Consider the following 12,762-nt stretch of genomic DNA (forward strand, 5'->3'; position numbering starts at 1 on the left):
GTTTGCGTGAACTGATACTATATTTACGCTTTTAATAAAGAGGTAATTAGGCTTGTTAAGTTAAGCCAAAATTATTGTGCTGCTTCCACTGCTGTGTTTTCCTGTTCCGAGTAAGCAAAAGCTTTTCTGTACTCCAAGGGCGTTTGGCCCATAATTTCCTTAAACTGCCTGTTAAAATAGGAAATATTGTTAAATCCGCATTCGAAACAGATGTTGGCTATGCTTATATTCTCCTTAAAAAGTAAGCTGGTCGCATGCGATACCCGTACATAATTTACAAACTGCGAGAATGTTTTTTCCGTTCTCCGTTTGAAATATCTACAAAAGGCGGCCTCATTTAAGCAGGCTAGAGAAGCGGCTGTTTTACTATCTAGGTTATTTTTAAAATTTTCGACTACATAGTTTACCACTGATTCGAGTTTCCTTGAGTCATTGTAATTCAAAGATGGTTTTATGGTGGATGAATTGATGAAATAAAAGCTTTCTTTTTTCAGGTTTGACAAATTGTTTAACATGTTTAATAAGATCAAGAGGCTATCCATTCCCTTACTGCTAACCAATTTGTGAAAGGCAGACTTTACATTGTCCGGACTGTTTGAAATTTTAATTCCGTAAACCGATTTGTCCAGCATGTCCTTAATCTTAGTGAGTTCTCCTTTGCTGAAGAAATCCTTGCCCAAAAAATCCTCTTTAAAAAAAGCAACGATCGCGTGAGCAGTTTGGCCCGATCGGATGAATTCTTTGTCGTTATAAAAACAATGCGCAAAGCCAGATCCAAGCAGGTAAATTTCACCTTCATTAAAGTGAACAATGTTATTGGCAGAATAAAGCTTACCAAAGCTTTTAGCGATATAGATAAGTTCATAAGAGTCATGAAAATGAAAAGGAGACGTAAAGTGAGGTTGTAAATACTCCTTTATCGTGAAGCTCATGTCTATAAGCGAAGCTTGGTGCTGAAAGGTCATTTTCATATTCTCGTATTGTTAGCCATCGATATTTAGGCTTTTAATATAGTAAATATTGTATTAGAAATCGAAAACAACTTGTTTAAAACCTATAGAATAATGTCTGTTTTATAACCCTTCATCCCATAGAAAAGCACGTAAACATAACAAAGGATTGGTAGCGTAAATGAAAGCTGAAGATTATTACTGATATCCGCAAAATATCCCTGCAAGGGAGGTACAATTGCGCCACCTACGCAAGCCATAATTAGCAATGAAGCGCCCTGACTAGTATAACTACCCAATCCTTTAACAGCTAAGGCAAATATAGTAGGAAACATGATCGAATTAAAAAAACCAATCGCTATGATAGACCAAAGGGCAATTTGTCCATTTGTAAAAGCTACCATTAATAAAAGAAGAATTATTGCTGCTGCAAAATAACTTAAGGTTGTTTGAGATTTGAAATTAGCTAGGCGGAAAATAGCAGCATTAAAAAGAACAAGACAACACATGACCGCTGCAAGTTGAAAATTATATAAAGTATAGACGGTTATAAATACAGCAATACTAATTAAAAACATAAGGCCATATTTGTAGCTGTTACGTTCGAAATTGCCCAATGCAATGGCACCCAAAAAGCGGCCTATCATTGCGCCACCCCAGAAAAAGGCCAGGTAAGTTTTGGCCGTTTCTGCCTCAAAACCGCCAATTGCCGGTAATTTTAAAAAGCTCATAAAATTACTGCCTATCGTTACCTCCCCACCTACATAGGCAAAAATACAAATTACACCAAGTATGAGGTGACGATGTTTTAAAGAACCAGCATGGTTAATATGTACATGATCCTTAACAATACGAGGAAGCTTAGTTGTTTTGATCATAATTGCAATGAGGATCAGTGCAGCGGCTAAAGCAATATATGGAAGCTTCACAGAATCTGCGTTTGTACCTTCTATCGCTTCGGTAATAGTCCCAAAAATTAAATAACCACCAAGAATTGGTGCTATTGTTGTTCCTAAAGAGTTGAAAGCTTGTGTAAGATTTAAGCGTGCAGAAGCAGTTTCTGGCGATCCCAAAATGGTGACATAAGGATTGGAAGCAATTTGCAAAATGGCGGTTCCTGATGCTAAAACAAACAAGGCCCCTAAAAAAAAACCGTAGCTCTTATATGCTGCCGCAGGATAAAATAGTGAGGCACCTAAAGCACAAACAAAAAGTCCTGCAATAATCCCATTTTTGTAACCAATTTTCATGATCGGATCTTCTCGGGTAACCGAAAGTACAAAATAGGCCAGTGAGATGATAAAGTATGCTCCGAAAAACGAAGTTTGTACCAACATAGCCTGCCAGTGAAGCAGCGTAAAAACTGTCATCAGTTTAGGGATGAGCACATCATTCATGCTCACAATAAAACCCCAGATAAAGAACAGCGTGGTAAGAATAACTAAGGAGAAAGTATGATTCTTTGCCGAACTTTTGTTACGTTCCAACTGCGTTGTGGATGAAGTAAATGGTGCTGACATATTTTTGTTTTAAACTTGTGATTAAAAAGTGATGGTTAAACCTCCGTCTACCGTTAAAACAGAACCTGTTATGTAAGAAGCATCGGGCCCTGCAAGAAAATAGACTACTCCGGCAACTTCCTCAGGCTCACCCGCACGCTTTAAAGGCAAGTGATGAGAATCAATATAATTGTCTTTAAACCACTTAGTTTCCAATTCACTCTTTCCATCAGCTTTTACAGACATAGGTGTATTAATAAAGCCGGGAGCAATGGTATTGGCTAATATATTTCTAGAAGCTAATTCGAGGGAAAGGGATCTGGTAAATTGGGTAATTGCGGCCTTAGCCATGCCATAGGCAGAACTACCATGTTCTACCCGTTCATGATGGATAGAAGTAATGTGAATAATGCGGCCTCCATTTTTTATTAGTGAAACTAATGCTCTGCAACTTTTTACAGTACCATATAACATGGTCTGAATTGAATCGTCCCAGTTGTCAAACTCCGAAATAAGGGAATCACTGGCTGCAGAAATTCCCACACTGTTTATGAGCACGTCAAAATCTCCAAAAACTTCGGTCACAGTTTTACGAAGTTGCGCTATATGCTTCTCGTTTCTCACATCAACCTCACAAGCCATATGGCCTTGTCCTTCCAGCGCGTCAATTACACCGCGAGCTTTTTTAAGGTTAGATGATCCAATTATAACGGTCCATCCCTCTCTGGCAAACCTTTCTGCGGTAGCCTTTCCGATTCCGGAAGAACCGCCCAAAATAATTGCCTTTTTCATTATAGATGATTGATTTTCTCTTTTCATATAGAATTAATACGTTGCCCTACCCCCAGAGATATCAAACACAAAACCTGTAGTAAAACTTGCTTCTTCAGAAACTATCCACGTCGAAATGGAAGACACCTCCTCTACGGTACCGAGCCTGTTCATAGGGATTTTACTGATCATGTATGCCAGCTGTTCAGGCGATGTTTCGTTGTTCATTGCAGTGCCAATGACTGCTGGTGCTAGGCCATTGATTGTGATTTTGGTACCGGCATACTCTTTACCAATTCCTTTAACCAAACCGATTACCCCTGCCTTCATGGATGAATATCCCGCCATAAATGGGTTGCCTTCTTTGCCCGCAATTGATGCGATTAATAATATCCGCCCATAATCATTCTTCTCCATTACCTTAATCGCATATTTGACCATTAAAAAACTACCACGTAAGTTAATGGCATAAACTCTATCATAGGCATGCACAGGGTAATCCGTTATTTTAGTACTTGTAGGGCCTACAATACCGGCTGAATTAATCATTACGTCAATTTTACTATATAATTCTTCAACCTTTTCAAATGCAGCTTTCACCGCGTTTTCATCAGAAATATCTACGGCATAACTATCTGCCGTAAAATTCAGCGCTCTGAATTCGGCCACAACATCTTGCAATAAAGCTTTATTAATATCAAAAAGAATTACCGTGCCTCCTTCTGCTGCAATCCTGTGGGCAATACCCTTACCGATTCCAGCGGCTCCGCCAGATACAACGGCCACCTGGTTCTCAAACCTGTTATTCATCATTTTATATTTGGTAAATTAAATCTATTTGTTTAGCATTCCTAAAGTATGCTCAGTTTTCAGGTAATCAAAATACCCTATTTGCCGTTTTCAATACACTATTTACAAGTGCAAGGATTGTTACAACTAAATCAAGAATACATGGCTTTTCGCTATCAGGCTATCCAAACCGGATAAGTTTCCTATGTATATATAATTAATAGTTAAATTCAATAGCAGGTAAGCCTTTGAAAGAACTATTCCTGATTACAAAAATGGCCCCAGCCTCGGGTTGTTTTTTTAAATCAGATGTGCTGAGCCCGGTTCTTGCTGAAGTAACATATAAATCATTTAGATTTTTACCACCAAAGGTGCATGAAGTTACTCTGGCAACCGGCATAGGAATGCTCAACAATTTTTCACCATTTATAGGATCCCAACGTGTTATTTGCCATCCATCCCAATGCGCTACCCAAAGCATACCTTCATTGTCAATGGTCATTCCATCAGGGTATCCATCTTTTTCCGAAACTTTGATCACCACTTTCCTATTCGTTATAGTGCCTGTACTGCTATCATAATCATAAGAAACGATTTCGAAAGTAGGCGTATCAATGTAGTACAATGTCTTTTTATCACCGCTCCAAGCCAGACCGTTGGATATAGAAACCTCTGTGATTTTTTTATCTATCTTTAATTTTTCGTCCAGTGCATACACGCTGCCTTTTTTCTCCTCATCTGTAAGCGACATGGTTCCAACCCAAAACCTTCCTTCTGGGTCACATTTCCCCTCATTAAACCGATTAAAAGGTAAGTGAGTTTCCGGATTTGAAATGAATTTTATCTCAGCGGTTTTCCTGTCGATAAAACTTATTCCACTTCTTAGCGCCGCTATAAAATTTCCATCTTTACAAAGCGCCATTGATCCGGTCAATGGAGGTACAGCCAGTTTGACATGTGTGCTATCTACTGGGCTATATTGATGGATTTCTCCCCTAAGGATATCTATCCAACAAATTACTTGTTTCTTCACATCCCAAACAGGACATTCTCCCAGCTGGCACCTATGCTTTGAAACTATATCTATTTGAAAAGGTGGTCGCATATCACCTTAATGAGAATCCCTTAATATTGCACTGCCAGATTTACCCCGCAAAATATCCAGGTCTGCTCCTAAGTGTGCTTGCTGTACATGATCTACATATAAACGTACATATCCCCTGTCGGTATGCTCAATCGCAGTCGCTTTATTTTCTTTCCGCTGGTTTATTTCTTCCTCACTTAACTGCACATTTAAGCTCCTGTTTGCCACATCAAGTACAATGACATCGCCATTTTGAATGATCCCTAATGTACCTCCTGCAGCCGATTCTGGTGAGACATGGAGCACAACAGTACCAAAAGCTGTTCCGCTCATTCTCCCATCAGAAATACGTACCATATCCGTTACGCCTTCAGCCAGTAGCTTTTTAGGGATGCCCATATTTCCTACTTCTGGCATACCAGGATAGCCTTTTGGCCCTACATTTTTTAATACTAGAACACTGTCTTTGTCTACTTCCAAATCTGGGTCATCAATACGGGCCTTATAATCTTCAATATTTTCGAATACCACAGCCTTACCCACATGTTGCATCAAACTGGCACTTGCACAGGCAGGTTTCATCACAGCACCATCTTCACAAACATTACCTTTTAATACAATAACGCCCGAGATGGGATTAAACGGATCAGACAAGGTAGAGATCACCTCTCTGTTGTAGCAAACCCCTTTCGCTGCATTTTCTCCAATAGTTCGGCCGTTTACGGTTATACAATCTGTGTGAAGTTCCTTTCTTAATTCTTGTAATACCGCAGGCAATCCGCCTGCATAGTATAAGTCTTCCATAAAATAGCGTCCCGATGGTTGCAAATTAACCATCAAAGGAATTTTAGCAAGCAAATCAAAATCTTCCAAGCTAAGATCAACACCAATACGCCCGGCAATTGCCAGCAAATGAATTACAAAATTGGTAGATCCGCTTATAGCAGCATTAACCATAATTGCATTTTCAAATGCTTTTTTCGTTAGGATATTTGATAATTTCAAATCTTCCTTCACCATTTCAACGATTCTCATACCAGATAAATGCGCTAAAACTTTACGACGCGAATCGGCTGCAGGGATCGCTGCATTATGTGGTAAAGACAAACCCAAAGATTCTACCATGCAGGCCATTGTTGAGGCTGTGCCCATTACGGCGCAGCTTCCGTTGCTCCGGCACATGCCAGCTTCAGCCATTTCTAAGTCTTCCATGTTCATCGTTCCAGATCGGCTGGCCTCACTAAACCTCCAAACATCAGAGGTTCCAATATCAGCCCCTTTGTATTTCCCGGTAAGCATGGGGCCTCCCGAAACCACAATAGAAGGAAGATCTACACTGCAAGCGCCCATTACTAAGGAAGGAGTCGTTTTATCGCAACCACAAAGTAGTACCACACCATCTAAGGGATTGGCACGGATAGATTCCTCTACATCCATACTTGCCAAATTCCGGTATAACATGGCTGTAGGTTTCATCAATGTTTCGCCCAATGACAATACCGGAAACTCTACAGGGAAACCTCCTGCTTCGTAAATTCCATGTTTTACAGATGCTGCCAGTTCACGCAGATGTCCGTTACATGGTGTTAGTTCAGACCAAGTATTACAGATTCCAATGACAGGTTTACCTTCAAATTGATGTGCCGGTACACCCTGATTTTTCATCCATGCACGATAAATTAACCCGTCTTTGCCCTTACGGCCAAACCAGTCTCGACTTCTAAGTTTTAATTCTGTCATTATATTAAATTATAATAGCTTTGGATTCATTAATGCATCAACTCATAAAAATTTCAATTACAAATCCGGTCAAAAATCCGCTCAATGCAATAATTTTTTCCTTGGTCATACAAATGTGATGTTACATTGCTCACAAATGATTATAAATTTGACTTCAAAAGTCTCGTTGATTTTCAAATGTACAAGTGTCCCAAGTATATCAAAGACACAAATTTTGCTACTTCCTACACATTATTTACATGGGATTTTATGGCAATAGTAAACCGACTTTGTAATAAAGATGATAATTCTCTTTCGGATAATTACACTATCCGTTAGTGTACCTAACTGAACTTAAGGGTAAATAAGTGAAGTAATTTCCCCCTGTGATTTTGCACTTGTGAAAAATTCAAAAAAAGGGACAAAATCGGTCAAAAAGGGACGAAATACGATTCAACAAAAAATCGTTTAATAATTGATTATAAGCAGTTTAATATTGTTTTTATTTGTGGTGTTTTGTGGGTTTACTTGCCAATGCAGAACTTACTGAAGATATTTTCCAACAGGTCATCCGTAGATACAACTCCTGTAATGAGCCCTAGATAATGGAGCGCCTGTTTAATATCCATAGCCAAAAAATCAGATGTTACAGGGTTACGCAAACCTTCAGCTACATTATTTAAAGCAGCACGGGTCTTTTCCAAAGCCTCAACATGCCTGATATTGGTAACCATCGTATGGTTATCTGAAAGCTTATCTCCTACTGCAATTTCATACAACAATTGTTTAAAGTCTTCAATATTTTGATGCTCCTTAGCAGAAATAGAAATAAAGCTGATATCAGAAGGCAATTTCAGTTCCTTTAGTCGGTCGCTGTAAGAAAGATCCATTTTGTTTGCAACGGCAATAAACGCAATTCCGGGTTTATGTAAACTTAAAATATCATCCCTTACTTCTGTAGCAGAAATATTTACTACGTCAAACAAATAAACCAATACAGCCGACTGACTAATTTTTTGCATGGTTTTTTCTACTCCAATAACCTCAATCGCATCAGTTGCCTCACGGATACCTGCTGTATCTATCAGTCTGAAATTGATGCCATTAATGTTAAGCACCTCCTCTATCGTATCCCGTGTAGTACCGGCAATTTCACTTACAATAGCCCTGTCTTCATTTAACAGAGCATTTAATAATGTTGATTTACCTGCATTTGGACGGCCGGCAATCACTGTATTGATGCCCATTTTTATAACATTGCCCAGTTCAAAAGAGCGTATCAGCTTATTTAGTACCAGGGTTATTTTATTGATCAGTTCCTGTAGCTGCCCCCTGTTGGCAAACTCAACATCCTCTTCAGCAAAATCAAGCTCAAGTTCAATCATCGAAGCAAAATGGATCAGCTGTTCCCTCAGCACATTTAATTCTGTGCTAAAACCACCCCTTAACTGGTTCATAGCTACACTATGAGCAGCGGCTGAATCTGAAGATATCAGATCAGCAACAGCCTCTGCCTGAGAAAGATCAAGTCCTCCATTTAAAAAGGCCCTTAACGTAAATTCCCCTGGCTTAGCTGCTGAAGCCCCTTTTCTGATGAGCAAATTAATGATCTGCTGAATGATATAATTTGAACCATGACAGGAAATCTCTACTACATTTTCTTTAGTATAAGATTTAGGAGCCACAAACAAACTTACAAGCACCTCATCTATAACGATATCACCATCTTTAATTAAACCAAAATGTATTGTATGTGATGCCTGGGCAAGCAAGTTTTTGCCACTAAAAACCGAATTGGTAATGGCAATAGCATCTTTTCCCGAAAGGCGGATTACTCCTATAGCACCCAGTCCGGGTGGGGTAGACAAAGCAACTATAGTCTCATTTGTAATCATGGTCAATGTTCGTTAAGTTTGATTTCTGGCACAAAATTAGCCAAACATTCGGTACCTTTTACTGTTTACCACTTGAAAAACAAACAAATTACGAATGAAAGACATGCCGCTAACCGTCAGAAGATCTATTGAACTACTTGGAATTGCCCTTATTGGTGCCATTCTTGTCATTGGAAATGATATCATTATGCCAGTTATCATGGCTTTTTTTATCAGCATCGTGCTGCTTCCAATATTTCGCTTCTTAAAAAAACACAAGTTTCCAGAAATAGTCGCCATTATACTCCCTATCCTGCTGGTTGCAATTTTTGTAGGAGTAATTGTATGGTTCTTTTCCGCTCAGATTGGTGTTTTAGTTGCCGATTTCCCACAGATAAAAAATAATGTAAACTCACACTTAAAATCACTCAGCGAATGGTTTAGCACTATAAGCCATGTTTCAACAAGGGAACAGATGAAGTTCATTACTGAAAAAAGTGATGATTTATTAGGAATGGCTGGAAAAGCAGCAAGCGGGGCTGCTGTAACGCTAAGTTCCATTTTTGTATTTGTCGGACTACTTCCGATTTACATCTACCTGATGCTTTTTTATAAGGATATATTACTTCGCTTCATCTTCATGTGGTTTAAATCCGATCACCACCCAAAAGTAAAAGAAGCGATCTATGAGACTGAAGCCATCATCAAAAATTACCTGGTAGGATTATTGATCCAGGTGACCTACATGACCATCCTTCTGGGTGGAATCCTGTTGCTGGTAGGGATTAAACATGCCTTATTAATTGGTGTTATTTTCGCTATTTTAAACCTTATTCCATATGTGGGTGCATTAATTGGAAACATTATAGGTGTATTACTTACCCTCACCTCATCAACTGAACTATGGCCTGTAATTACCGTACTTGGCGTAATAGCCGTTGTTCAGTTTTTAGACAATAACATATTAATGCCCAGAATAGTTGGTTCCAAAGTAAAGATCAATGCCTTGTTTGCCATCCTGGGTGTAATTGTTGGTGGCAGTATCGCAGGTGTCTCCGGTATGTTTCTCTCCATGCCCATTATAGCCGTTTTAAAAGTGATTTTCGACCGGACCGAAACCTTTAAACAATGGGGGGTGCTATTTGGTGATGAAAGACCTTCAAAAAGCCCCATGACCTTTCCTGCTTTCCGGAAAAAGAAAATTATACCTGTTAAGGCAGGCGTAGAAAAAACAAAAGAGAAGGATTAACCCTTCTCTTTTGTTTTTAAACAGCATACTATACAAACAGGAGACTACATGCGTTCAGGAACTGTTATCCCTAAAATACGCATCCCGCGTTTCAAAACATCAGCCGTTACAAAACTTAAATTTAAACGATACAGTTTAACAGTTTCATTTTCTTCTTTAATAATAGGCGGTGTTTCGTGATAAAATTTGTTAAATAGTTTGGCCACTTCATATAAATAATTAGCCAAAGTAGCCGGGCTATAGGCTTTTGCAGCCGAAGCAATCTCGGCCGGATATTTTGCCAGCAACATGATCATTTCCAGTTCAGTTCCTGTAATGGAGGCATCAGAAACACCTTTTGCAGAAAAATCATAGTCTGCTTTACTAAGCAAAGATTTAATCCTGGCGTGTGTATATTGTATAAAAGGCCCAGTATTTCCCTGGAAGTCGATAGATTCCGAAGGATCGAACAACAGACGTTTTTTGGGCTCAACCTTTAACAGGAAATACTTGAGCGCCCCTAAGCCAATGTTGTAAAATAACTCTTTCTTTTCCTTTTCCTCAAAATCATTCACTTTACCCAGTATTTCAGTTTTTGCCCTCGCAGTCTCAATCATTTCAGCTACCAGATCGTCAGCGTCTACAACGGTCCCCTCTCTGGATTTCATCTTTCCGCTAGGTAAATCAACCATACCGTATGACAAGTGGTGTAGTCCCTTGGCCCAGCTCTTACCTAACTTTTCCAGAATCAAAAACAAAACCTTAAAATGATAGTCCTGCTCATTGCCAACTACATAAATAGATTCATCCATCTTAAAGTCATCATACTTCATCTGAGCAGTGCCTAAATCCTGGGTGATATATACCGAGGTACCATCAGCACGCAATACCAATTTCTGGTCCAGTCCATCTTCTGTAAGATCTATCCATACCGAACCATCTGGTTTTTTAAAGAAAATTCCTTTTTCCAGCCCCTCATCAACCGTATCCTTACCTAGTAAATAAGTATTGCTCTCGTAATAATATTTGTCAAAATCGACCCCCAGGTTTTTATAAGATACATCAAAGCCAGCATATACCCAGCCGTTCATTTTCTTCCACAGGTCGATTACTTCTGGTACACCAGCTTCCCAATCCAGAAGCATTTTCTGTGCTTCTTTAATCAAAGGAGCATTTTTCTTAGCTTCTTCTTCCGTTTGGCCTTCCAGTTTTAAAGTATCTATTTCCTTTTTATATTCCTTATCAAAAATCACATAATACTTACCTACCAGATGGTCTCCTTTAAGCAAAGCACTTTCAGGGGTCTCGCCATTACCCCATTTTTGCCAGGCCAGCATAGATTTGCAGATGTGAATTCCTCTGTCGTTCACCAAGTTTACCTTAATTACTTCATAGCCATCCGCTTTAAGTAGTTCAGCTACAGAATAACCCAATAAATTGTTCCTTACATGTCCCAGGTGTAAGGGTTTATTGGTATTGGGCGAAGAATATTCTACCATTACCTTTTTCCCATTAGGTTTAATGGCAGCAAAAGAAGGGTCTAATAAGGAGGTATTAAACAGGTTTAGCCAGTAAGCATCAGCAATGCTAAGATTTAAAAAGCCTTTGATCACATTAAACGTCCTGATTTCTGGAATATGCTGTACTAAATATTCACCCAGATCAGCAGCTGTTACCTCCGGTGATTTCTTGGAAAAGCGTACTATAGGAAATACTACGATGGTAATTTGTCCTTCAAATTCTGTCCTGGTATCCTGTAAACTTACCTGGTTTTCCGGTAAGTCCTGATGATATAGTTCTTTTACTGCCGCGATGGTTGAGGCAATGATATGTTGTTCGATGTTCATATACTAAATAATTCTCAAATCTACTATTCGTTTCTGAAAGCATTGGTAGCTTTAATTAAAATTTCAAAGGCATGCTCTGCCATTTGGTTCTCCCGGTCTAATGTTGGGTTTACTTCTACAATTTCAAAGCAGCAAACCTTTTGGTTAGTAATCAGGCGAGACATTAAATTACCCGCTTCCCTTTCCGTTAATCCCTGCGCAACCGGTGTTCCGGTTCCTCTTGAGGCCGTTGGGTCAAGTGAATCTACATCAAAAGAAACATAGATCAGGTCGCAATGGTCCAGGTACTTAAGCGTTTCTATTACCGTCCGTTCCACTCCTCTTTTCCGCAGTTCTGCAGTAGTAAATATTTTTACCTTGTTCTTTTTAAGCAATTGTTCTTCCGGGCGCTCCATCTCTCTTGCAGAGATCAATACCAGGTCGCGGTAACTGATTTTAGGCGCTATCTTACCCACATTTTTAAGCTGGTACCAGTAATTGATGGTTTCCTGGTCAAGCTTGTTCACTTTGGCATCTAAATTATCTTCATCGAGTGCCATAGCCAAAGGCATTCCATGCATATTTCCTGAAGGTGTAGTGTAAGGAGAATGTAAATCTGCATGCGCATCTATCCATACCACACCTAATTTTGCCTTCGGATGTACTGCTTTAATTCCGGCAATAGTACCGGCAGCTGTGCTGTGGTCGCCTGCCAGAACAATCGGAAATTCATCTTTATTTAAGGTAGCACTTACTTCATCACTCACCCGCTCTACCATCGTCAAAATACCCGAAATCCGTTTTGCAAATGGGCTGCCCGTACTTTCCAGCAATAAATGGTTTTCATTAGGGATTTCTACAGACTTATGTTTTTTAAAAAATCTGCTGCCAAAATCGAGTGCTGCAATCTTAATTGCATCCACTCCTAAACTGGCCCCGCGAGTGCCAGCACCAATCTCAGATTTTACTTCTATAATTTTTAAAGTCTTAGTCATAAAAAAAATACGGGTGTATTTTATAAA

General features: G+C 39.3%; 10 protein-coding genes. 1 reads left to right on the forward strand and 9 read right to left on the reverse strand.

Annotation, left to right across the window (positions count from 1 at the left end; all coding sequences use genetic code 11):
* Positions 1–71: 71 nt before the first annotated feature.
* The 7 genes from PHEP_RS11450 to mnmE all read right to left on the reverse strand — a co-directional run bounded on the left by PHEP_RS11450 (position 72) and on the right by mnmE (position 8,707).
* The gene (locus tag PHEP_RS11450) at positions 72–971 is read right to left on the reverse strand and encodes an AraC family transcriptional regulator (protein ID WP_015808127.1); all 900 of its coding nucleotides are present in this window, start codon (positions 969–971) and stop codon (positions 72–74) included.
* A gap of 83 nt (positions 972–1,054) precedes the next feature.
* Entirely contained in the window at positions 1,055–2,470 is a 1,416-nt protein-coding gene (locus tag PHEP_RS11455; protein WP_015808128.1) for a sugar MFS transporter, read from the reverse strand.
* Positions 2,471–2,491: 21 nt separating this feature from the next.
* Complete coding sequence (locus PHEP_RS11460) at positions 2,492–3,241, reverse strand: SDR family NAD(P)-dependent oxidoreductase (RefSeq protein ID WP_036674529.1); 750 nt, start codon at positions 3,239–3,241, stop codon at positions 2,492–2,494.
* Positions 3,242–3,274: 33 nt separating this feature from the next.
* Positions 3,275–4,033 (reverse strand): SDR family NAD(P)-dependent oxidoreductase, encoded by a 759-nt coding sequence (locus PHEP_RS11465; RefSeq protein WP_015808130.1) that lies wholly within the window; start codon positions 4,031–4,033, stop codon positions 3,275–3,277.
* A gap of 193 nt (positions 4,034–4,226) precedes the next feature.
* Positions 4,227–5,114, reverse strand: coding sequence for an SMP-30/gluconolactonase/LRE family protein (locus PHEP_RS11470; protein WP_015808131.1), 888 nt, complete (start codon positions 5,112–5,114; stop codon positions 4,227–4,229).
* Positions 5,115–5,120: 6 nt separating this feature from the next.
* Positions 5,121–6,833 carry an IlvD/Edd family dehydratase gene (locus tag PHEP_RS11475; RefSeq protein WP_015808132.1) on the reverse strand — a complete coding sequence of 571 codons (1,713 nt, stop codon included), beginning with the start codon at positions 6,831–6,833 and terminating at the stop codon, positions 5,121–5,123.
* Positions 6,834–7,336: 503 nt separating this feature from the next.
* The gene (gene mnmE / locus PHEP_RS11480) at positions 7,337–8,707 is read right to left on the reverse strand and encodes a tRNA uridine-5-carboxymethylaminomethyl(34) synthesis GTPase MnmE (RefSeq protein ID WP_015808133.1); all 1,371 of its coding nucleotides are present in this window, start codon (positions 8,705–8,707) and stop codon (positions 7,337–7,339) included.
* Positions 8,708–8,801: 94 nt separating this feature from the next.
* Between mnmE and PHEP_RS11485 the strand changes: the two genes are divergently transcribed.
* Entirely contained in the window at positions 8,802–9,935 is a 1,134-nt protein-coding gene (locus tag PHEP_RS11485; protein ID WP_015808134.1) for an AI-2E family transporter, read from the forward strand.
* A gap of 44 nt (positions 9,936–9,979) precedes the next feature.
* On the opposite strand, the gene argS is transcribed toward PHEP_RS11485, so the two are convergent.
* The gene (gene argS, locus PHEP_RS11490; RefSeq protein ID WP_015808135.1) at positions 9,980–11,761 is read right to left on the reverse strand and encodes an arginine--tRNA ligase; all 1,782 of its coding nucleotides are present in this window, start codon (positions 11,759–11,761) and stop codon (positions 9,980–9,982) included.
* Positions 11,762–11,784: 23 nt separating this feature from the next.
* Positions 11,785–12,735: an arginase gene (locus PHEP_RS11495; RefSeq protein WP_015808136.1), complete on the reverse strand. Its 951-nt coding sequence runs from the start codon at positions 12,733–12,735 to the stop codon at positions 11,785–11,787.
* Positions 12,736–12,762: the final 27 nt, after the last annotated feature.

The sequence above is a fragment of the Pedobacter heparinus DSM 2366 genome, assembly GCF_000023825.1.
GTDB lineage: Bacteria > Bacteroidota > Bacteroidia > Sphingobacteriales > Sphingobacteriaceae > Pedobacter > Pedobacter heparinus.